This is a genomic window from Streptomyces wuyuanensis (assembly GCF_900103455.1).
GTDB classification, from domain to species: Bacteria; Actinomycetota; Actinomycetes; order Streptomycetales; family Streptomycetaceae; genus Streptomyces; species Streptomyces wuyuanensis.
This window is the reverse complement of the sequence record NZ_FNHI01000020.1, coordinates 1-20,547: the sequence shown is the minus strand read 5'-3', so window position 1 is coordinate 20,547 and position 20,547 is coordinate 1. Positions and strand designations below refer to the sequence as shown.

Annotated in this window: 20 protein-coding genes; 10 read left to right on the top strand and 10 right to left on the bottom strand. The window is 71.4% G+C overall.

Annotated elements, in window-relative coordinates; all coding sequences use genetic code 11:
* Window positions 1-50 precede the first annotated feature (50 nt).
* Window positions 51-797, top strand: coding sequence for an SDR family oxidoreductase (locus BLT82_RS25955; RefSeq protein WP_093659006.1), 747 nt, complete (start codon window positions 51-53; stop codon window positions 795-797).
* 96 nt (window positions 798-893) lie between these two features.
* Here the strand turns inward: BLT82_RS25955 and BLT82_RS25950 are convergent, their stop codons facing one another.
* The 4 genes from BLT82_RS25950 to BLT82_RS25935 form a co-directional block, all read right to left on the bottom strand.
* Window positions 894-1,940, bottom strand: coding sequence for a cation diffusion facilitator family transporter (locus BLT82_RS25950; RefSeq protein WP_093659004.1), 1,047 nt, complete (start codon window positions 1,938-1,940; stop codon window positions 894-896).
* Between the two features lie 253 nt (window positions 1,941-2,193).
* Window positions 2,194-2,781: a hypothetical protein gene (locus tag BLT82_RS25945; RefSeq protein WP_093659002.1), complete on the bottom strand. Its 588-nt coding sequence runs from the start codon at window positions 2,779-2,781 to the stop codon at window positions 2,194-2,196.
* Window positions 2,778-4,202: a sensor histidine kinase gene (locus BLT82_RS25940; RefSeq protein WP_093659210.1), complete on the bottom strand. Its 1,425-nt coding sequence runs from the start codon at window positions 4,200-4,202 to the stop codon at window positions 2,778-2,780. Before BLT82_RS25940 ends, BLT82_RS25945 begins: the two co-directional genes overlap by 4 nt.
* Window positions 4,203-4,369: 167 nt before the next feature.
* On the bottom strand, window positions 4,370-5,059 hold the full coding sequence (locus tag BLT82_RS25935; RefSeq protein ID WP_093659000.1) for a response regulator transcription factor: 690 nt from the start codon (window positions 5,057-5,059) through the stop codon (window positions 4,370-4,372).
* A gap of 356 nt (window positions 5,060-5,415) precedes the next feature.
* Here BLT82_RS25935 and BLT82_RS25930 point away from each other — a divergent pair, with 356 nt between their 5' ends.
* From BLT82_RS25930 to BLT82_RS25915, 4 genes are all read left to right on the top strand, one after another.
* Entirely contained in the window at window positions 5,416-6,150 is a 735-nt protein-coding gene (locus tag BLT82_RS25930) for a DUF3152 domain-containing protein (protein ID WP_244529612.1), read from the top strand.
* A 171-nt stretch (window positions 6,151-6,321) separates the two neighbouring features.
* Entirely contained in the window at window positions 6,322-7,023 is a 702-nt protein-coding gene (locus BLT82_RS25925; protein ID WP_093658996.1) for a hypothetical protein, read from the top strand.
* Window positions 7,020-7,733, top strand: a complete 714-nt coding sequence (locus BLT82_RS25920; protein WP_093658994.1) for a DUF1775 domain-containing protein — start codon at window positions 7,020-7,022, stop codon at window positions 7,731-7,733. Before BLT82_RS25925 ends, BLT82_RS25920 begins: the two co-directional genes overlap by 4 nt.
* A 297-nt stretch (window positions 7,734-8,030) precedes the next feature.
* The gene (locus BLT82_RS25915) at window positions 8,031-9,020 is read left to right on the top strand and encodes a Gfo/Idh/MocA family protein (RefSeq protein WP_093658992.1); all 990 of its coding nucleotides are present in this window, start codon (window positions 8,031-8,033) and stop codon (window positions 9,018-9,020) included.
* A gap of 140 nt (window positions 9,021-9,160) precedes the next feature.
* Here the strand turns inward: BLT82_RS25915 and BLT82_RS25910 are convergent, their stop codons facing one another.
* The 4 genes from BLT82_RS25910 to BLT82_RS25895 form a co-directional block, all read right to left on the bottom strand.
* Window positions 9,161-10,621 (bottom strand): GH1 family beta-glucosidase, encoded by a 1,461-nt coding sequence (locus tag BLT82_RS25910; RefSeq protein WP_404205281.1) that lies wholly within the window; start codon window positions 10,619-10,621, stop codon window positions 9,161-9,163.
* 75 nt (window positions 10,622-10,696) lie between these two features.
* Window positions 10,697-11,611, bottom strand: a complete 915-nt coding sequence (locus tag BLT82_RS25905) for a carbohydrate ABC transporter permease (RefSeq protein WP_093659208.1) — start codon at window positions 11,609-11,611, stop codon at window positions 10,697-10,699.
* Window positions 11,612-11,627: 16 nt separating this feature from the next.
* Window positions 11,628-12,644: a carbohydrate ABC transporter permease gene (locus BLT82_RS25900; RefSeq protein ID WP_093658988.1), complete on the bottom strand. Its 1,017-nt coding sequence runs from the start codon at window positions 12,642-12,644 to the stop codon at window positions 11,628-11,630.
* 98 nt (window positions 12,645-12,742) lie between these two features.
* Window positions 12,743-14,056, bottom strand: coding sequence for an ABC transporter substrate-binding protein (locus BLT82_RS25895; protein ID WP_093658985.1), 1,314 nt, complete (start codon window positions 14,054-14,056; stop codon window positions 12,743-12,745).
* Between the two features lie 284 nt (window positions 14,057-14,340).
* Between BLT82_RS25895 and BLT82_RS25890 the strand changes: the two genes are divergently transcribed.
* Entirely contained in the window at window positions 14,341-15,357 is a 1,017-nt protein-coding gene (locus tag BLT82_RS25890; RefSeq protein WP_093658983.1) for a LacI family DNA-binding transcriptional regulator, read from the top strand.
* A 305-nt stretch (window positions 15,358-15,662) separates the two neighbouring features.
* Here the strand turns inward: BLT82_RS25890 and BLT82_RS25885 are convergent, their stop codons facing one another.
* The gene (locus BLT82_RS25885) at window positions 15,663-16,028 is read right to left on the bottom strand and encodes an MmcQ/YjbR family DNA-binding protein (RefSeq protein ID WP_093658981.1); all 366 of its coding nucleotides are present in this window, start codon (window positions 16,026-16,028) and stop codon (window positions 15,663-15,665) included.
* A gap of 136 nt (window positions 16,029-16,164) precedes the next feature.
* Here BLT82_RS25885 and BLT82_RS25880 point away from each other — a divergent pair, with 136 nt between their 5' ends.
* The 3 genes from BLT82_RS25880 (at window position 16,165) to BLT82_RS25870 (ending at window position 17,840) form a co-directional block, all read left to right on the top strand.
* Window positions 16,165-16,944, top strand: a complete 780-nt coding sequence (locus BLT82_RS25880) for a hypothetical protein (protein ID WP_093658979.1) — start codon at window positions 16,165-16,167, stop codon at window positions 16,942-16,944.
* Window positions 16,941-17,114 carry a hypothetical protein gene (locus BLT82_RS37280; RefSeq protein ID WP_167746087.1) on the top strand — a complete coding sequence of 58 codons (174 nt, stop codon included), beginning with the start codon at window positions 16,941-16,943 and terminating at the stop codon, window positions 17,112-17,114. The genes BLT82_RS25880 and BLT82_RS37280 overlap by 4 nt, the downstream gene beginning before the upstream one ends.
* Before the next feature lie 141 nt (window positions 17,115-17,255).
* Entirely contained in the window at window positions 17,256-17,840 is a 585-nt protein-coding gene (locus BLT82_RS25870; RefSeq protein WP_167746086.1) for an SUKH-4 family immunity protein, read from the top strand.
* A 183-nt stretch (window positions 17,841-18,023) separates the two neighbouring features.
* On the opposite strand, the gene BLT82_RS25865 is transcribed toward BLT82_RS25870, so the two are convergent.
* Window positions 18,024-18,455 carry a subtilase-type protease inhibitor gene (locus BLT82_RS25865; RefSeq protein WP_093658973.1) on the bottom strand — a complete coding sequence of 144 codons (432 nt, stop codon included), beginning with the start codon at window positions 18,453-18,455 and terminating at the stop codon, window positions 18,024-18,026.
* 532 nt (window positions 18,456-18,987) lie between these two features.
* Here BLT82_RS25865 and BLT82_RS25860 point away from each other — a divergent pair.
* Window positions 18,988-20,547, top strand: a 1,560-nt coding sequence (locus BLT82_RS25860) for a SpoIIE family protein phosphatase (protein WP_143041537.1), incomplete at its 3' end; no start/stop codon positions are given.

Below are 20,547 nucleotides of genomic sequence, written 5' to 3'. Positions count from 1 at the left end.
GGCGGGCCGGAGCCTTCGCCGTGTCGCCGCCCACGACAACGGAGGCGCGGATGACGCAGAGCAATCCGGATCACGGCCGACTCGCCGACCAGACGGTCGTGGTGATCGGCGCGAGTGCGGGCATCGGACTGGAGACGGCACGCGGCGTACGCGCCGCCGGCGGCCAGGTCGTCATGGTCGGGCGCAACCCCGAACGCCTCCGGCAGGCCGCGGCCGAACTCCGGCCGCTGAGCACCGCCGCCTTCGACGCGACCGACACCGACCGCGTCGAGCGGTTCTTCCGGGATCTGCCCGGCACGGTCGACCACGTCATCTCCACCGCCGGCGGCCCCTCGTACATGCCTCTGGCCGACATGGACCTGACCGAGGCCCGCAACCACTTCGGCAGGCGCCTCGCCATGACCCTCGCCATCGCGCTGTACAGCCGCGACAAGGTCCGCGCCCGAGGCACGCTGCTGTTCATCGGCGGCACCGGCGGCCGGCGCCCCGCCGTCGGCATGACCGTCACGTCCGCCCTCACCGCCGCCCTCCCCGCCGTAACGGCCAATCTCGCGCTCGAACTCGCCCCGGTCCGGGTGAACCTCATCGCCGCCGGATTCGTCGACACGCCCCTGTCCGCCTCGCTGCTGGGCGACCGCCTCGAGGCCAGGCGCGAGGAACTGCGCACGACGCTCCCCATCGGGCGGGTCGTCGGTCCGGAGGACGTCGCCGCTCTCGCCGTGCACATCATGTGCAACGAGGCGCTCACCGGAGCCACGTACGACATCGACGGCGGACAGCAACTCCTCTCCCACTGACGGCCCAAGAGCGAGGAACGCCCGCCGGGAGCCCTCCGCACCCGGGCGGGGCCGGGGTCGTTCACCGCACCGGTGCAGCGCGGCGGCCGCAGGTCGTCACGGTCCGGTGGTGCGTACCGTCCCGTGGCCGTGCGGGCCGTCCTCGTGGGTGCGCGGGCCGGCGTGGTGTACGGGGCCGTGCGGGTCCGCGCAGTGTGCCGCCGCGCCGGGCACGACGTCCCGGGCGCCCACGTGGAGCAGGATGTCCGGCCGGTGGTCCACCTGGAGGGTGGTGTGGGTGATGCCGAAGTCACGGCGTACCAGGTCCTCCAGGCCACGGCGTACGGCATGGCAGTCGCCACCGGTGCCGACGAGCACGTGCGCGGACAGGGCGACCTCTTCCGACGTGATCTGCCAGACGTGCAGATCGTGGATCTCCCGGACCCCCGGCTCGGCCGCCAGCCGCCCGCCGAGCAGGTCCGGATCCACATGGGCGGGCGCCGCCTCGAGGAAGATCCTCCCCGAATCGCGGAGCAGGCCGTAACCGGCCTTGAACATCAGGGCGACGACGACGAGCGTCGCGATGCCGTCGGCCCGCGCGAAGCCGGTGGTGAGGACGACGAAGGCCGCGACCGCGGTGCCGATGAAGGCGAACAGGTCGTTGAGGATGTGCTGGTAGGCGCCCTCGACATTGAGCGAGGAGCGGTTGGCGCGGGAGATGCACCAGGTGGCGGCCACGTTGACCGCGATTCCGGCGAGGGCGGTGGCGAGCATCAACCCGCCCTCGACCTCGTGAGGTTCGACGAGCCGCTCGATCGCCTCGACCGTCAGCCAGGCGCCCAGCAGGATCAGGGACAGGCCGTTCACCTGGGCGGAGAGGATCTCCACCCGCTTGAGGCCGTACGTGTAGCTGCCCCCGGCCGGCCGCTTGGCCATCCGCATCGCCACGAGCGCGAGAACGATGGCGACCGCGTCGGTGAGCATGTGCGCGGCATCGGAGATCAGGGCCAGGGACCCGGCCATCACACCGACGACGACCTCGACCGACATGAAGCCGACGATCAGGGCGAGGGCGATCGAGAGCCACCGCTTGTCCGAGTCCCCCGTCACCCCGTGGGTGTGATCGTGGCCGTGCGAGCCGCCATGGCCGTGTCCCGCGCCCATCGTTTCCCCCTGGCATACGAATCGAATGCTTTCCGCCGTGCAGTGAAACGCACCGGACGAATTCATGCAAAGGCTGCAACGATGTTGGTAATCGCTACCGATAACACGCCCTTGACCTGGGGTTTCACATTCAGAAACAGGCATTCCTCAATGAATTGACAGTCGTTGTCGAATTCATCGCGCGGAGTGTCGCCCCCCGGGTCGGCGGGATTGTCGCGCGCCCGGCCCCCTGCGGCCGCGGAGAGCCGGGACCCTACGGCCGCGGAAGGCCGGGACATGCGTCGGCCGACTGCGTCATCGTCCATCCGTCCCCGAGCACATGGACGCTCGTGTGTGCGGGAGGGCGTTGGGCCGCGACGGGGGGAGCCGTGGAGGCACCGCCCGGGCCCGGGTCCGCGGGGAGCGCGGCGAACGACGAGTTCACACGAGCGACCGTGCACGCCAGCTGCAGCATCGCCGGATGGCTCAGGGGACCGACGCCGTTAGGGAGCTGGACGGAGACCGCGTCGCCGCCGGCCGTCACGTCCGGGGCGCGCTTCAGACGGGGCAGCGCCGTGGTGGCCGTCTGGGCCTCGCTCGCCGTCGGTCCGCCGAAGAGCCGGCCCACGACGGCGCCGAGGTCCGCTGGCTCGCCCAACTCGCGCGGGTACGCGGTCAGATCACCGTCCCGCAGGAAGTAGAGGGAGACGACGACCGGTGCCGAGGGCTTCGGGTCGGGGGAGAACATGCCGCTCGCCGGTTCGCCGGCCTCGATGACGCCGGACGGGGGGACTCCGCACGCCGTCAGCGTGAGCGCGGCCGCGAGCCCGACCAGCGGCGCCGTCACGCGCGAGCGCTTCACCCGGCACCCGCGCCGGATTCGCGGTGGGGGGCTGCGGGGCCGTGCAGGGGGAGTTCGACCGTGAACGACGCTCCGCCGCCCGCGAGGTTGGCGGCCCTGATGCGTCCCCCGTGCAGATGCACGTTCTCCGCCGTGATGGCCAGGCCCAGTCCGCTGCTCTCACTTCTGGCCCGCGCGGTGCTCGCCTTGTAGAAGCGTTCGAAGATGTGCGGCATGGCTTCCTCCGCGAGGCCCGGTCCGTTGTCGGTCACTTCGATGACGGCCCACGTCAGGTCCGCCCGCTCCTCTCGCACGCCCACGGCCAGCCGCACCGGCGGCTCCCCGTGCCGCAGTGCGTTGCCGACCAGATTGGCGATCACCACATCGAGCCGCCGCGGGTCCACCCTCGCCCGGAGCGCGCCCGGTCGGGGCAGACGGGTCTCCACTCGGCCCCGCCACCCCCGGCCGGCGAGGGTGTGCTCCACGAACTCGGCCAGATCGATCTCGTCCAGGCCGAGTTCGGCCGCGCCGGCGTCGAAGCGGGAGATCTCCATCAGATCGTCCACCAACCCGCTCAACCGGCCGGTTCCCTCACTGATCAGCCGCAACGCCTCGCCGGTGTCCCGGTTCACGTGCGGCGCGTTCGCATCGAGCACGTCGGTGACCGCCGCCATCGCCGCCAGCGGCGTCCGCAGTTCGTGGGAGACGTCCGCGACGAAGCGGCGCGCCTGGGCCTCCAGGCGGCGCAGCTCCGCGACCGAGGCCTCCAGCGCTGCCGCCGTGTGGTTGAAGGACCGTGAGAGGTCGGCCAGTTCGTCGGAGCCGTCGACGACCAGCCGGACGTCGAGGTGCCCTTCGGCCATCCGGCGTGTCGCCCGCCGCAACGCCCGTACGGGACGGAGCACGCCGCTCGCGGCGAGCAGCGCCAGGACGACGGCGAGGCCCAGCGCCCACAGCGTGGCGTGCTCGATTGCGCCGACCATCGCGTCGACATAGGCCTGTTCGGTGTTCTGCGGTACGACCAGGTACATCACGACGCCCGAAAGCCTGGACTCGGTGCCCTCGCCGCTGTTGTACGTGATCGGCATCCCGACGACGAGGTAGGGGTGCCCGTCCGCGTTCACCCGCTGGAACACCGCGGCGCGTCTGGTCTCCACCGACCGTCGCAGTCCCGGGCTGATCTTGTCGAAGTCGGCGCTCGGCGCGGCGGCGCGAACGCCGCCGTACGTGGCCATCACCCGCCGTCCCGGCGCCTGGTTGGCCTGGAACACCTGGACGGCCGCCTTTTGCAGGTACGCATGGCTCGGCGCCGGGGGAATGTACGCGGCCGCGGCGTCGACGCTGGTCCGGAACTGCCGGATGACGGAGTCCTGGCTCTGTTGCAGCACCCCGGTGCGCGCCTCCCGGAAGGCGACGGCTCCGGTGCTCAGGGCACTGGCCATCGCCACCAGGACGAAGGCCACCACCAGGCGGGCGCGAAGGCCCCGCAGCGGAAGCGGGATCCTCGCCAGGACCGCCTGCCGGAACCCCGCCGGCCGGGAACCCCGCCCGGCCGCTTCGGCCTCGCGTTCACGCACGGGCTTGCGTGCCCGTACGGATCTCCCGCCCCTCACGCGGAACCGAAGCGGTAACCGAAGCCGCGCACGGTCTGGATGTGCCGGGGCGACCCGCCCAGCTCGTCCAGCTTGCCGCGCAGACGCTTCACGCAGGCGTCCACGAGCCGTATGTCGCCGTAGTAGCTGTGTTCCCAGACCGCTTCCAGCAGTTGCTGGCGGCTGAAGACCTGGCCGGGCGAGGCGGAGAGGGTCAGCAGCAGCCGAAGCTCCGAGGGGGCGAGCGCGACGGGTTCCCCGCGGTTCGTCACCGCGAGCCCGGCCCGGTCGATGACCAGGTCGCCGTGCGACTCCGCCCTGGGCCGGACGGCGTCGGAGACCGACGCGTCCTGCCTGCGCAGCACGGCCCGTATTCGCGCGTCGAGCACCCGGGCCCGCACGGGCTTGACCACGTAGTCGTCCGCGCCGGCCTCCAGCCCCACGACCACGTCGATGTCGTCGCCCTTGGCGGTGACCATGATGATCGGCACCTGGTCGCGGTCCCGGATCCGCCGGCACACGTCGAGGCCGGAGACACCGGGCAGCATGAGGTCGAGTACGACGACGTCCGGGTGGAAGGGGTGGAGCTGCTCCAGGCCCTCTTCACCCGTACCGACGGCGAGGACTTCATGTCCCTGGTGTCGCAGCCCCAACTGGACGGCCTTACGGACATCCGGGTCGTCTTCGACAATAAGGACTCGTGGCATTTCGACAGTGTAAGCAGATCGCCTTCGGCCGCCGACCTGCGGAAGTGCCCCACCGGGAGCCGTTACAGAAGGGTCACATCGGCGCGCCGCCGGAGGCGGTATCCCCCGCGAGCGAAGAGCGGACCGCTCGTTATCGGTTCGTGATTGTTCGAACTCATGGCGATCATCTGGGATGACCAGTTTGGGCTGCCATGCACTCGGCACGACAGCGGGAACACGCATCGACCACCGGCAGAGCCGTGGCCTCCCATCGCGGTGGCCGTCCGCCCCGGACGTCCCGCCGCGGCGGCGGCGGTCACCGGTCCTCGCACCGCCGGCGCCGTCCTCGCCGCCGGGGCCGGGGACATCTCGTCGGCATGCTGGTCGGGGCGGGTCTGCTGGGCTCCGTTGCGTTCCTCCTGGACGGCGGGCGGGGCGACGCGTCGAGCGGTGAGCCGGAAGCCCGAGGCGCGGCGCCCGTCACCCCCGTGCCCAGGCCGACCCCGACACCGACGCCGACACCCACCGGCATCGACGTCCCCTCGAAGGGCGCCGGCACATTCGTCACGGCGCAGGCCGGCGGCGCGAAGGTCGGCGACGGTCCACGTCCGCTCCGGTACGTGGTGAGGGTCGAGACCGGCCTCGACATCTCGCCGGCCCGAGCGGCGGACGAGATCGCCGACATACTGGCCGCCCCGAGGGGCTGGATCCGCAACCCGGCCTACTCGTTCCGGTTGGTGGGTGCGGGACAGCCCCACGACCTCACGGTGACGATCGCGACACCGGGGACGGCGGACGACCTCTGCTGGGCGGGCATCCGCCAGGACACCCAGGGCGAATACAACTGCGAGGTCCCGGGTGGGGTGGTGGTGAACCTCAGGCGATGGGTCGAGGGCTCGCCCACCTTCGACGGCCCGATCCACGACTACCGGGCGCTGATCATCAACCATGAGATGGGGCACTTCCTGGGCTACACGCACACGACCTGCGCGGGCCCCGGCCGACCGGCCCCCGTGATGATGCAGCAGATCAAGGGGCTGCACGGATGTGTCGCCAACGCCTGGCCCCACGACGAGAACGGCCGCTTCGTCACGGGGCCCCGCGTGCGGTGACCCGGCGACGGCCGGCGGTTGCGGAAGAGGACGTCGAACAGGCCGCCACCACCAGGCGGTTCACGCCGGTCCCGAGACCGGGCGCGGCACCGGTCCACCCACCGGCAACCGGCAACCGGCAACCGGATGGTTCGTGCGGCCGGCCGCACGATGGTTCATGATGAGCGGGCCATGCACTCGCCGCACAGGGACGCGCGTCCACCACTGCCCGTCGTGCGGGCGGCCGTGTTCGCCCTCGTGGGCGGCGTGCTCGGGCTCACCGCCCACCATCTCGCGGCCCGGGAGCCGGCCGACTGGGCGGCGAGCGGTCCGGCGGCGGCCGTGCTCTTCGCCGTGGGGCTGGCGCAGGCACGGCGGCCACGACGCCTGTCGCACGCCATAGCGGTCAACGCCGCGGCCCAGGCCGCCCTGCACGAGTGGTTCATGCGCACCGGCTCCGGCACGACCGGGCCATCGCTCCACGGCCATCCGGGCGGAACCGCCGGCGCCCACGGCCCAGGGCAGGAAGTCCTCCTCGGCCCCTCGGCGACGACGGTGGCGCACGCCCTCGCGGCGGTGCTCGTCGCCGTCCTCCTCCACGGGGCGGACGCGGCCTGCTGGTCGCCTCCGCATGCCATGGCTGCGGTGCTCGCCCGGGTGCGGAAGCCGATCCACGCGGTGTGGTCACTGCTGTCGGCCCCTCCCGCGCCCGTGCGCCCGCGTGCCGCGCCGTACCCGCCGAGGCGGACGGAACGACGGGCTCAGGCCGGAAGTCTGCTCACCGAAGTGGTGGTGCGGCGGGGTCCGCCGGCGGGGGTGCGGACCCCGCTCCCCGCCCGAGAGCCGGCCCTCGAGCCGGCCGGGCCCACCCACCACGATCCGGAGACGCCATGACCCGTACCCCCGCGAGCATCCGCCGCACGTGCCTCTGCCTCGCCGCCGCGGCCGGAGCCGTGCTGCTGAGCGCCGGCCCCGCGGCCGCGCACGTCGAAGTCGAAGCCGACAAGGCACAGGCACTCGCCGAGAACGTCACGCTCACCTTCAACGCCGAGTCGGAGTCCGACAAGGCCGGGATCACCTCCCTGCGCGTCGTCCTCCCCGAGGGAATCGTCCCGGCCGACGTGACGTACGCGGACGGCCCCAAGGGCTGGACCTTCGGCGCCACGGCCGACGGTTACACCGTCAAGGGGCCCGCCGTCGCCGTCGGGGAGGACGCCGAGTACTCCGTGCGCGTCAGGCAGTTGCCCGACGCCAAGGAACTCGTGTTCAAGACGCTGCAGGGCTACGGCGACGGGCGCGTCGACCGCTGGATCGAACTCGGCGCCTCGGACGGACACGGTCACGGCAACTCCGCCCCCGTGCTGAAGCTCGAGAAGGCCGCGCCCGGCGCCACCGTGAAGAGCCCCACCCCCACCGCCTCGCCGACGCCGAGCGCGCCGGCGCGCCCCGCACCCGCGCCGTCCCCGTCGAACTCGACCGCGACGGGTGCGGCGGTGGAGAGCGGCGGCCTCTCCGCCGGGGGCTGGACCGCTCTCGGCGCGACCGCCCTGGTCGTGGTCGCCGCGGCGGCGTATCTGCTCCGGCGCCGCTCCCGCGCCAGCTGACGGGCCGAGATCGCGGGTGGGGCCGAGGCATCGCACCCGGTCGGGTCGGCGGGGCGGCAGCGTCCGCCCCGCCCCGTGACCGGCTCGGCGCCCCGGCCCCCACCACGGCGGCCGCGCCCGGAGGAGCCGCGTAGCGGGTCCGGGCGACCTCGTGCCGCGGCGGGCGGTCACCGGGCCCGCGGCACCGCCCGCCCCGAAGCCGTACCGGCCGAAGGTCCCTTGACAACGGGCGGCGCCGCGCGTGAGCCTTGCCGGCGGGTGGGAACGTTCCCACCCGCCGCCACAGGAGGAACGCACGTGCACGACCGCTCCATACGCTGGGGAATCCTCGCGACCGGCCCGATGGCCGCGGCCTTCACCGAGGACCTCCGCACGATTCCCGGAGCGGACGTCGTCGCCGTCGGCTCCCGTTCCCGGCAGGCCGCGCAGGTCTTCACCGACCGGTTCTCGATCCCCCGCGCGTACGGCGACTGGCAGGACCTCGCGGACGATCCGGACGTCGACGTCGTCTACGTCGCCACACCGCACGCCCACCATCTCGCCGCCGCCACCGTCTGCCTCGAAGGCGGCAAGGCCGTGCTGTGCGAGAAGCCGTTCGCGCTCAACCGCTCCCAGACCGCGTCGATGATCGCCACCGCGGAGGACCGCTCGCTCTTCCTGATGGAGGGCATGTGGACCTTCGTCAACCCGCTGGTCCGGCGCGCCCGGGAGCTGATCGGCGACGGACTGATCGGCGACGTCACCTCCGTGCACGCCGACTTCTCCGCGCGGGTCCCGGAAGTCCCCGGAAGCAGGCTGCGCGACCCCGCCGCCGGCGGCGGCGCACTGCTCGACCTCGGCACGTATCCGGTCTCGTTCGCCCATCACTTCCTCGGCGCTCCGGACCACGTCTCGGCCTGGGCGCACCTGAACGACAGCGGTGTGGACGAGACCACCGCGATGGTGCTGGGGTACGACAGCGGGGCCGTCGCCGTACTGTCCTGCTCTCTCGCGTTCGGCAGCGCGACCGGGGCCGTCGTGTACGGCACCGCGGGCCGCGTCGAGTTCCCGGCGGACTTCTACAACCCCCGGAGGTTCGTGCTCCACCGCGACGGGCGCGAGCCGCAGGTCGTCGAGGCGGAGCCGCAGCAGGGCAACGGCTACGCCCACCAGGCCCTGGAAGTCATGAGGTGCCTGCGGGAGAAGCGGACCGAGTCCGCGCTGGTTCCGCTCCGGGGCAGCCTGGACATCATGAGCACGCTCGACAAGGTCCGCGCACTCGTCGGAGTCCGCTACCCCGGCGAGTGAACGCACGGGAGCACGGCCGGCGTTGGGCCGGCCGTGCTCTGGCGTCCCCGGACCCGGGGACGGTGCGGCCGGCACGGAGGGAACGGCCGATGGGCCGGCGAGCGCGGTGCCACACCGCTCGCCGGCCCATCGGCCGTCGTTCAGCCCTGGTCGGAGTCCGGCGCGGGCAGCAGGCCCGTGCGTGCGACGCCGCCGTACCAGCGGGCGCTGGCCTTGGGGATGCGCTTGCCGGTGGGGTAGTCGACGTAGACCGCGCCGAAGCGCTTGCTGTACCCGTAGCCCCATTCGAAGTTGTCGAGCAGGGACCACAGGAAGTAGCCGCGGACGTCGGCGCCCGCCTCGATCGCACGGTGCACGGCCGCGAGGTGGCCCTGGAGGTAGGCGATCCGGTCGGGATCGTTCACCTCGCCCTCCGGGTTCACGTAGTCGTCGAAGGCGGCGCCGTTCTCGGTGATCATGAGGGGCAGCCTGGGGAAGTCGTCCTTGAGCCGCACGAGCAGGTCGTACAGGCCGGTGGGGTCGACGGCCCAGCCCATCGCCGTGGTCGAGCCCGGAGGCAGGTGGAAGGACACGCCGTCCGCGCCCGGCCAGGGGCTGTGTGCGCTGTTGCCGTGGCCGTCCGACCCGTGGCTCGTCTCGGCGGCACCCCCCGAAACGAGGGTCGGGGTGTAGTAGTTGACGCCCAGGAAGTCGAGCGGCTGCGCGATCTCCTCGAGGTCGCCGTCCTTGACGAAGGACCAGTCCGTCAGGGACGCGGTGTCCCGCAGCAGGTCCTCCGGGTACGCGCCCTGGAGCATCGGTCCGGTGAAGACGCGATTGGCGAGGGCGTCGATCCGGCGCGCGGCGTCGACGTCCTCCTCCGCACCGGAACGCGGCCTCACATGGTGGATGTTGAGGGTGACGGAGACCTGCGCGTCGGCCGGGAGGTTCGCGCGGAGCGCCTGGACCGCCTTGCCGTGGCCGAGGTTGAGGTGGTGCGCCGCGCGCAGAGCGGCCACGGGGTCGGTGCGCCCGGGCGCGTGCACCCCGGAGGCGTAGCCCAGGAAGGCGCTGCACCAGGGCTCGTTGAGCGTGATCCAGGTCCGCACCCGGTCGCCGAGCGCCTCGGCCGCCAGACCCGCGTACTCGGCGAAGCGCTCCGCGGTCGCGCGCTCGGGCCAGCCGCCCGCGTCCTCGAGCTCCTGCGGCAGGTCCCAGTGGTAGAGGGTCGCCACGGGCTGGATGTTCTTCTCCAGCAGTTCGTCCGTGAGCCTGCGGTAGAAGTCCAGTCCCTTCTGCACGCTCGGGCCGCGGCCGGTCGGCTGGATGCGGGGCCAGGCGAGGGAGAAGCGGTACGCGCCCACGCCGAGGTCCGCCATGATCGCGACGTCCTCGCGCCAGCGGTGGTAGTGGTCGGTCGCGACGTCGCCGGTGTCGCCGTTGCGGACCCTGCCCGGAGTGCGGGAGTAGGTGTCCCAGATGGAGGGGGTGCGCCCGTCCAGGGTGGCGGCGCCCTCGATCTGGTAGGCGGCGGTGGCGGTGCCCCAGGTGAACGACGAGGGGAACGTGAGTGCGGCGGGGGCCTCGGCTTGGGGCACGACGTGCCCTGCTGCGATTACCACGAGGGTCCTTCCGGAAGTGCGGTCGACGGGTGACGCGTAGTTGGGGAGAGGAGTGGCACAGGGTGCTGCGGTGCGCTATCCCTTGACCGCTCCCTGCATGATGCCGCCGACGATCTGACGGCCGAAGACGACGAACATCGCCAGCAGGGGGAGGGTGCCGAGCAGGGCGCCGGCCATGATCAGCGACTGGTCGCGGACATAGCCTGCGCTGAGTTGGGTGAGGGCGACGGGGACCGTCGGGTTGCTCATGTCGAGCACGATGAACGGCCAGAAGAAGTCGTTCCAGGCGTGCACGAACGTGATCATGAACAGGACCGCCATCGCGGGCCGGGCGACCGGCAGGACGATGCTCCAGAAGATGCGGAGCGAGTGCGCGCCGTCCACACGGCCGGCCTCGACGAGTTCGTCGGGCAGCGCGTCGGCCAGGTACTGGCGCATGAAGAAGACGCCGACCGCGCTCACCAGTGTCGGGAAGATGACGGCGGGGAGCTTCTGGCCCCAGCCCAGTTCGGTCATCATCATGAACAGGGGCACGACCGCGAGCTGCGGCGGCACCATCATCGTCCCGATGACCAGCGTGAGCAGGATGTTGCGGCCCTTGAAGCGCAGCTTGGCGAAGGCGAAGCCGGCGAGCGTGGCGAACAGGACGGTGGACACGGCGATGGTGCCGGCCACGATCAGGCTGTTCACCATGGCCTTGCCCAGCGCCGCGTCCTGCCAGGCCTTTCCGAGGTTCTCGAAGAGATGCGGACCGGGCAGGAACGGCGGCGGGGTCTGGGTGACGCGCGTGTTGTCGGTCGAGGCCGCCACCATCGTCCAGTACAGCGGGAAGAGCGAGAGCACCGCCGCGACGGTGAGCAGCACGTACGTGGCGGGGCCTGCGTGGTGCTGGCGGCCGGCGCGGACCGCCGCGGGCAGCCGGAGACGGCGGCGTCCCTTGGGCGAGTCCTGCGGCACGTCCGGGCGGGCCTGGAGAGTGTCGGTGGTCATGGTGTCCATCTCCTGGTCAGGACGAGCGCGACGAGCGCCGCTTGAGCAGACGCTGGAGGGCGAAGACGAGGATGAGCAGCAGGAACATCGCCCAGGCCACCGTGGCCGCCCGGCCCATCTGGTAGTTCTTCCAGCCCTCCTCGTACAGCAGCAGTCCGAGGGTCTGGTACTGGTTGTCCGCTCCGCCGGTGATGCCGTTCGGTCCCTGGCCGAAGATCAGGGGCTCGCCGAAGAGCTGCGTGGAGCCGATCGTCGAGAGCACGATCGTGAAGATGATCGTGGGCCGGATGCCCGGGATGGTGACCTTCAGGAACTGCTGCCAGCGCGAGGCCCCGTCGATCGCGGCCGCTTCGTAGCGGTCGCGCGGGATCGCCTGCATCGCGGCGAGGTACAGCAGGGCGTTGTAGCCGGTCCAGCGCCAGATGACGATCGTGGAGATCGCGATCTGGGCCGCCCACTTGTTGCCCTCCCAGTCGACGTTGTCGACGCCGACCAGGCTCAGCGTCCAGTTGATCATGCCGAAGTCGCGCTCGAAGAGCATCGTGAAGACCAGCGCCGCGGCACCTACCGACGTCGCGTACGGCGTCAGTGCGGCCACCCGGAAGAACGTCGATCCGCGAAGCCGGTAGTTCAGGAGGTGCGCCAGTCCGAGCGCCATGAGCAGCTGCGGCACGGTGGAGAGCACACCGATCGTGATGGTGTTGGACAGGGCGTTCCAGAAGCGCTCGTCCTGCAACAGGGCGGCGTAGTTGTCGAAGGCCACCCACTCCATGAGGTCCAAGGAGGAAAGCTCGACGCGGTGCAGCGAGATCCAGGCCGTGTAGATGAGCGGGTAGAAGCTGAAGGCGGCGAAGACGGCGAAGAAGGGGACGATGAAGGCGTAGGGCGCCCCGCGCACGTCCAGGCGGTGGAGCAGTGTGCTCCGCCGGCCGTCCGGTCGTCGCTGCCGGCGCCCGCGGGCGGGTCGGACAGGGCCGGCCGGCTCTTCGGCGGGCTGTCCACCGGCCGCCGCAGTCGAGGTCTGAGTGGCCACCAGGGATCCTTACGTGGAACGTGGGCGGGCTGGGCGTGCCCCGGCGGCCGTGGCGCACGCGGTCGTGCGCGGTGTGGCCGCCGGGGCGTCGGGGGACGTCAGCCGACGGCCTTCTCGATGCGCTCGTCGGTGGTCTTCCAGGCCTTCTCGGGGCTCTGGTTCTGGGACTCGATGAGGCTCAGACCCTGCGAGAAGATGTCCTTGATCGTTCCGTCCTTGCGGCCCAGCACCTGCTCGTCGGGGATCTCCTGCGCGGCGGCGCCGAAGATCTGGCCGATGGGGGCACCGCTGAAGTAGTCGGACTTCGCGTTCGCCACCTGGGGCGCCTCGAGCGCCTTCTGCGAGGACGGGAAGTTGCCGAGCTTCTCGAAGAGGCGGGCCTGCTGCTCGGGGGCCGTCAGCCAGGCGACGAGCTTCTTGGCCTCTTCCTTGACGGGGCTCTTCTCCATGACGCCGAGGAACGAACCGCCCCAGTTGGCGCCCTTGGGGGCCTTGGCGACGTCCCACTTGCCCTTGTTCTGCGGGCCCGCCTTCTCACTGATGTGCGCGAGCATCCACGCCGGGCACACCGTGGTGGCGAAGGTGCTGTTCGCGAGGCCCGGGTCCCAGCCGGGCTGGAACTGCCGCAGCTTCGCGGTCAGGCCCGTGGTGGCGGCCTGGGAGGCCAGGTTCCAGGCCTCCTTGACGACGGGGCTGTCCTTGTAGATCAGCTTCCCGCCCTTGTCGTAGAACTGCTCGGAGTTCCCGTAGATCATGGCGTTGAACAGACCGCTGGCGCTGTCCATGAAGGCGACCTTGCCGTCCTTGGACCCGGCCTTGAAGTCCTTGCCGGCGGCGACGAACTTCGCCCAGTCGCCGTCCCACAGCTTGGCGACCTGCTCGCGGTCGGTCGGCAGACCGGCCTGCTCGAAGAGGTCCTTGCGGTAGCAGACGGCCATGGGGCCGATGTCCGTGCCGAGGCCGATGACCTTGCCGTCCTTGCCGGTGACCTGGCTCAGCTTCCACGGCAGGAAGTGGTCGGTGCCGGACACCTTGGACAGGTCGACGAACTTGTCGGCCTGCTTGTCGACGAGTTCCTTGGCGCGTCCGATCTCGATGCCCTGGATGTCCTTCAGGCCGCTTCCGGCCGCCAGGTGATTCTGCAGGGCCGTGTAGTAGGTCTGCTCGTCGCCCGCGATCTCGGCTTCGATCCGCACGTTCGGGTTCTGCTTCATGTACTCATCAAGGAGACCCGTCTCCTTGAATCCCATGACACCGAACAGCCCCATGGTGATCGTGGTCTTGCCGTCCTTGACACCTCCGCCCGTCCCGCCGGTGTCACCGCCGCCGCATGCGGAGAGGAGACCGAGAGCCGCCACTGCCGATATGACGGCGGTGCCTCTCGTACGGAACAGCTTCCGGGTGCTCTTCATGTGTTGTGTCCTCCCAGGCGGCGGCGCCGACGCACCGAGTACGGGCCAGCCGTCCTGCCGACTGACCCGAGCAGAGAATGGGAACGTTCCCAAGCGAGGTGGGAACGTTCCCACCAGATGCCGGAAGATTGACCGTTGAACGAGGCTTGTGTCAAGAACTTGAATCCAATTCGTTGCCGGAAGATGTCGCGGGGCCACTCGCGCACACCGGTCCACGGGTCCGGGGGTCTGGCACAATGCGCTGGCGAACGGCGCGCAGCCGCCGGTCGGACGAGGAGAGGGACATGGGGGCACAGCAGCGGCCGACCATCAAGACCGTGGCCGCACGGGCCGGCGTGGGCCGGACGACGGTTTCAAGGGTCATCAACGGTTCGACGCTCGTCAGCGACGAGGCGAGGGCCGCCGTGCTCGCGGCCATAGCCGAGCTGAACTACGTGCCGAACTCCGTCGCCCGGGGGCTGGTCACGCGGCGTACCAATTCCGTCGCGCTGGTGATCCCGGAGTCCGAGAGCCGGCTCGGCTCGGAGCCGTACTTCTCGGCCGTGATCCGGGGCGTGAGCACCGTGCTCACGGCGACGAGGACGCAGCTCCAGCTGGTGCTCGTCCGCGACAGGGGCGAGCGCGACCAGCTCACCGACTCCGTCGCGGAGCGCAGGGTGGACGGCGTGCTCCTGGTCTCGGTCCACGAGGACGACCCCCTGCCCGGCATCCTGGAGAACCTGGGCCTGCCGACGGTCCTGGCGGGCCGCCGCTCCCCCTCGGAGTCACTGAGCCATGCGTGCTCGGACAATCTGGGGGGCGGGAAGGAAGCGGGGCGCCATCTCATCTCCCGCGGCCGGAGGCGGATCGCCACCATCACGGGGCCGCTCGACATGGACGTGTCCCGCAGCCGGCTGCAGGGATGGCGGGACGCCCTCGGCGAGGCGGACATCGCGCCGGACGGGCGTCTGATCGCGACGGCCGACTTCACGGAGGAGGGCGGGATGCTCGCAATGCGTTCGCTTCTCGAACGCGCCCCCGACCTCGACGCCGTGTTCGCGGCATCGGACGTCATGGCGGCCGGAGCCATGCTGGAGCTGCGGCGGCAGGGCAGGCGCGTGCCGGAGGACGTCGCGGTCGTCGGTTTCGACGACTCGTACATCGCCCGCTACGCCCATCCCTCGATGACGAGTGTGCGCCAGCCGGTGGAGGAGATCGGCTCCACCATCGCCCGGCTCCTGCTCGGAGAGATCGCCGATCCGGGCGCGGCGCGGCAGCACGTGATGCTGCCCACCGAACTGGTCGTGCGCGACTCGTCCTGACCCGGAGGCGCTCTTCCGGGGCCGGGGTCCTCGGCCTCCACGGCGGCTTCCGGATCCGGGAGCGCGCCCCGGCCGGAGGCGGCTTCCGGGGGCGGTTCCGGGGCGGTTCCGGCCGGAGCCGCTCAGGACCGGAGCGCTCCGGTCCTGAGCGCTCCGGTTCGGGTCGTCCGGTCCCGAGCCCTACGGTTCTGCTCGTCCGGTCCGAGGCGGGACCGGCGATGTCCAGGTGGTCCCGGGCGATGCCCTCGCCGACGAAGTCGGGGTCGGGCGCCGCGGCCGTGTCCCGCCCCGCTCGGTCGCTCACGTCACTCGGTGGTGCCCACGCCCGGCCGCAATTCGGGGTGCTCCTCCGCCAGCCGGTCCGGCGCCGCCTGTCTCCAGGAGTCGACGAGGATGTCGCGCAGTTCGACCAGGTCCTCCAGCGCACCGAGCCGTACCCGGACCCAGGCCGAACTCGCCTCGTGCGGTGGCACCCAGAACTTCTCCGGCTCGGCGGCGATCAGTTCGGCCCGCTCGTGCTTCGGGCAGCGCACGGCGAACGACGTCTGATCGTCGGGCATCGTGATGTACATCTTCCCGGCCACACGGAACGTGGGCATGCTCCATGCTTCCTTCTCCACCGTCCCGGGAAGCGACAGAGCGATACGGCGGATGTCCTCGGCCTCGATCATGTGCCCCACCGTAGCCAGCGCCGCTGACACACCACCGCACGCACATGCCGTGGGCGGATGGCGGTCACCGCACTCCGGCGGGCCGGGCGGCGAGAAGCCGGTGCCGCGGCGAACGCCCCGGTCGTACGCTCGCGGCGTGAACCCGATCGCCCTCGCCGCCGTGGCGCTGCCCGTCACCGTGCTCTTGTGCGGGCATCTCGCGCTGCTCGCATGGCGATCACGTCGGCGCCGGCAGGCGGACACCGAGCGCCACCGGGCGGACCGGGCGCACTGCGACGCGCTGGTCCTCGACCCGTACGACGCCGCCGTGTTCCGGGCGGACGAGACCGGGGCGGCAGCTGCCCGGCTCCTGCTCGACGGACTGGTACGCATCGACCGGCGCGGCTTCGTCCGGCTGAACGACGCGGGACTCGATCCGCACCGCCGGGCGGGACACCCCGCACCCGATGCCCTGCTGGACGCCGTGCGCAGGGAAGGCGCTCCCGTGACGCTCGGCTGGATCCTGAGACAGGACATGGTCTACGAAGAGGCCAGGCAGGCGCTCTGGGGCGACTGCCACGCCCGGTTGCCGCACCCGCCGGAGGCGCCGAAGCACTGGGGCGACGGTGCGGGAGCTGCCGTGCTCGGCTGCACCGGTGTCGCGGTGATGGTGGCACAGTGGGCGTTCTGCGGCATCGCACTGACGACGACGGCCCCGACCGGCGCCGGACAGGTCGTGGCCGCGACGGCGGTCTTCCTCGCTCTCATCGCCCAGTTGGGGTGGATGTGCCGGGTCTCGGCGCTCCGCGAGCGTGAGCAGGAATGGGCGAGAACGCGGCCCGGCCGGTGGGGGCCGTGCGCCGGTGCTGTGCCACGGAGGCTCCGCATCCGGCGCTCGCCGCGCTGGACCCCGAGAGCGAGCGCCGGGTGGGTGTGAGCCACGAACACCGCGAGGCATGGGACGGACTCCCGGAGGACCACGAGGACGACGGGGTGGGCGCGGAGGACGAGGACGACCGGGAGGATGGCATCGACCGGGACGACGAGGACGGCCACGACTCCCCTTGGCCCGGTCCCAGTTCCGAGCGGAGCGGCGCGGGCGGATAGGCCGGCCCCGGGACAGTGCCCGACTCCGCGACGCTGCTCGCTCCCGTACCCCAACGCCCTTTCGCCGTCAGGCGTCAGACGTCAGACGGGCCGTCGCCTCATGGGGGTGTCGGCCGACACCCTGATCGCCCACGGCACACCGTGCGCTCCCCCGGCGCACCCCGGCCCTCGCGTACCGCCTCGGCGGACGGTGCGGCCTACGTCTTCGGCCCGGACCTCGTACGGGACCTCTCGCGGCTCGACGGCGACGGCCGGGTGCGCCGCTACCAGCCGGAGGAGTTGACGGAGCAGCTCACCCACGAGCCGACCCGGCGGCTGCTCACCGAGGCCGGACTGCCCCTCGGTGGCACGCTGTTCGGCGTCGGTCACGAGCCGCTGCGCACCATGGGGCAGGCCCACCCCGACACCTTCGCGAGCACCGGCTCCGGCACGCTCACGGGCCGGGGCCACCAGCACGACCTTCTTGCCGTCGGATGGTGGCCGCACGACCTCGTGGTCGCCCTCGACGGTGCCACCGGACGCCTGGAGTTGCCGGACTGGTACGGGAAGGACCGGCCCTCCGCGTATCTGAACCGGGATCTGTCGGCTGCCGTACCTGGTGGATCCTCCGCGGGCATCCGCCACGAGTGGGCCGGAGGCCGCCTGCCCCATCGCTGGCCACCGCCGGCCGCGTTGCGTGCGGCGAGCGGCAGCCGGTGCAGCCGGTCGAAGACCCGGCCCGCGTGAGCGTTCCGGGCGGCGCCGGCGGGTCCGGCCGGAGCCGAACCCCGGCTTTCCCGCCGGAAGTTGCCAGGACATGTCGTGGCGGAGAGTATTTCCGACAGTGGGGAGAATTCCAGGGGCGGGCATCGGGGGCGGCGGCTGCCACCCCCGATGCGGGTATTCCGTGACCCTTCTCCGGGAATCCCCTCAGAATTCGAACACGGCTGCACCCTCGGCGTTCTTGATGCATTCGTTGGCGAAGGTGTGCTCATAATTCACCCTCTTGCCCTGCCACACGCCCTGCGCGGTGACGGTGACGGGGTTGTACTCACGGGTGCAGAAGCGCGGCTGACCGCGGCTGATCTCGGATAGGCCGCCGAACTCGCCCTTCACCTGGGAAAGGGCGGCGCAGGCGCCGTCCGAGGACGGATGGGTGCCCGTGGTGCCGGGTGCGCAGGTGAGGGTGACCGCGCGCTCCGGACTCGTTGCCGAGCTCTCCCCATGTGCCGTGGTCAGGACCAGGGCTGAGGGGGCGTACAGCGAGGCGGGCTCGCCGTGCGCGATGCCGGCCGTCGACCCGAGCAACGCAAAGGCGAGGGTGGCGCCGCCTGCTGTCCATCGAGCGGTCTTCCGTCGCATGGTTCTCTTCCTTTCCTGAGTGAAGCGGATGAGTGCTGCAGCACCGGATTGGCGATTTCGAGTTTGCCTGTCCCCCGCATCAACGGCACAACCACCCCGTCCGTTTCGGAAACTTCCCCTCTTCAACCACTGGCCGGTACCCCGCGGAGGAATTGGGAAAGTGCCCAGGCGAAGCGACGCCCCGTCCGACGGCACCGCCCGCCGGGGCCGAATGGGCACGGTCGGCAAACGGCCGGATAGCTTCGCCGTCGGGCACAGGACCGGCGACGCCCGGTTCCACCGTTGCGCGATGCCGCTCGCGCCCGAGGGGTGCCGGTGAGCCGCGGCGTGGGCCGAGGACGCCGGCCGCCTCCGACCGCGGCCCGCCGGAGAGTAGCGACGCGACATCACCTGGTCACCGCGCCGGCGGCGAGCGTGAGGGCGCGGCAGCGCTGTCACAGAACAGAGCCCGGTCCGGTCTTTCACCAAGAAGGAGTAAAAACACCCTTCGCTACTTACCGTCCGCCCCCAGTCATCCGAGGACAGCACATCGATGACGACAGTCAGCAGCAGCATCACATTCGGTAGCCGCACGAGCACATCCGAGTTGTCGGACGCGGCGTTCGCTCTGTTCGACGAGCGGGGGGCGACGGTGGCGTGGACGCAGGCTGCCGAGCGGCTCGTGGGGTATTCCGCCGGGGAGGTGGTGGGACGGTCCGCGGCTCTCGTGCTGCCTCCGTTCGCCGAGGCCGGGGCGATGTCGGCGTTCGTCGAGGAGTGCCGGGCGCGGAACGGCTGGTCGGGTGTGACGGCGGTGCGGCACCGGGACGGCCATATGGTCGACGTGAGCATGCGGATCTCGATGCTTCGCGGGCGGGGTGGAACGGTGCAGTGGCTCGCGTCCGTCAGCGACATGGGGGCGCCTCCCGGGGGCGCGGTGAACGGTGCCGTGCGGGGTGCACTCCTCACCAGCGCGCCGGTCGGAATCTCCGTGCGCGACCTGCAGCTGCGGTCCGTCGCGGTGAACGACGCGTTGGAGACGCATGACGGCATTCACCACGACGCGCGACTGGGACGCCGGATCTCCGATGTGCTGCCCGGCGCCGAGGCCGAGGCGGTCGAGGCCGTGATGCGGCAGGTGCTGCAGAGCGGCACCGCCAAGGTCCACGAATACCGCATGCGGCTGGCCGCGGGTCTGCTCCGGGAGCAGACGTTCGAGGTGTCGTTCCACTGTCTCCAGGGCGCCGACGGCCTGCCGCTGGGGACGTGCATGATCAGTGTCAACGTGGCCGACCGCCGGCAGGAACGCGAGCGCCTCGGCCTCCTCGGCCAGGCCGGCACCCGCCTCGGCAGGACCCTTGACGTGACGCAGACCGGACAGGAACTGGCCGACCTCGCCGTGCCCCTGTTCGCCGACTTCGCCGCCGTGGATCTGGAGCAGTCCGTACTGTTCGGCGAGGGGTCCTCGATCCAGAGCGACGTGGCGGGCCGGCGCCTCCCTGTGCTCCGGCGAGCGGGCCTGGCCTCGATCCGCCACGGGGCGGAATCCCCGTGGGGGCGCGGCGAACCGGTCCCCCAGCCGGTCGACGGACCCACCGCCGAGGTACTGGGCACAGGGAAGTCGCGACTGGAGCCGGTCCTCGACACCGCCGCCACCTGGCTCGACAAGAACCCCGCCCTGGCACAGAGCCTCCGCATGCACGGCGTGCACTCGCTCATCGTCGTCCCCATCCTCGCGCGGCGCGTTCTGGTGCCCGGGCGGCGTGCCCTGCTGGGCGTGGTGGTGTTCACCCGTGGTGAGAATCCGGTCCCGTTCCAGGAGATCGATTTGTTGTTGGCTGAGGAGCTTGTGGGTCGTGCTGCGCAGTCGTTGGACAATGCGCGCCGGTTCGCGCGTGAGCAGACCACGGCGCTGGCTCTGCAACGCAGTCTGCTTCCGCGGCGGTTGAGGGGTGGTGCGGCGGTCGAGACGGCTTCGCGCTATCTGCCCGCGGACATCGACAACGGCGTCGGGGGCGACTGGTTCGATGTGATCCCGTTGTCCGGTGCCCGGGTGGCCCTGGTCGTCGGGGATGTGGTCGGCCACGGCATCAACGCCGCGGCGGCCATGGGA

Excerpts from the sequence above, each read along its gene's own strand:
- BLT82_RS25955 (WP_093659006.1), top strand. The coding sequence starts at position 51 with ATGACGCAGAGCAATCCGGATCACGGCCGACTCGCCGACCAGACGGTC.
- BLT82_RS25950 (WP_093659004.1), bottom strand. The coding sequence starts at position 1,940 with ATGGGCGCGGGACACGGCCATGGCGGCTCGCACGGCCACGATCACACC.
- BLT82_RS25940 (WP_093659210.1), bottom strand. The coding sequence starts at position 4,202 with ATGGCCAGTGCCCTGAGCACCGGAGCCGTCGCCTTCCGGGAGGCGCGC.
- BLT82_RS25935 (WP_093659000.1), bottom strand. The coding sequence starts at position 5,059 with ATGCCACGAGTCCTTATTGTCGAAGACGACCCGGATGTCCGTAAGGCC.
- BLT82_RS25930 (WP_244529612.1), top strand. The coding sequence starts at position 5,416 with ATGCTGGTCGGGGCGGGTCTGCTGGGCTCCGTTGCGTTCCTCCTGGAC.
- BLT82_RS25925 (WP_093658996.1), top strand. The coding sequence starts at position 6,322 with ATGCACTCGCCGCACAGGGACGCGCGTCCACCACTGCCCGTCGTGCGG.
- BLT82_RS25920 (WP_093658994.1), top strand. The coding sequence starts at position 7,020 with ATGACCCGTACCCCCGCGAGCATCCGCCGCACGTGCCTCTGCCTCGCC.
- BLT82_RS25905 (WP_093659208.1), bottom strand. The coding sequence starts at position 11,611 with ATGACCACCGACACTCTCCAGGCCCGCCCGGACGTGCCGCAGGACTCG.
- BLT82_RS25895 (WP_093658985.1), bottom strand. The coding sequence starts at position 14,056 with ATGAAGAGCACCCGGAAGCTGTTCCGTACGAGAGGCACCGCCGTCATA.
- BLT82_RS25890 (WP_093658983.1), top strand. The coding sequence starts at position 14,341 with ATGGGGGCACAGCAGCGGCCGACCATCAAGACCGTGGCCGCACGGGCC.
- BLT82_RS25885 (WP_093658981.1), bottom strand. The coding sequence starts at position 16,028 with ATGATCGAGGCCGAGGACATCCGCCGTATCGCTCTGTCGCTTCCCGGG.
- BLT82_RS25865 (WP_093658973.1), bottom strand. The coding sequence starts at position 18,455 with ATGCGACGGAAGACCGCTCGATGGACAGCAGGCGGCGCCACCCTCGCC.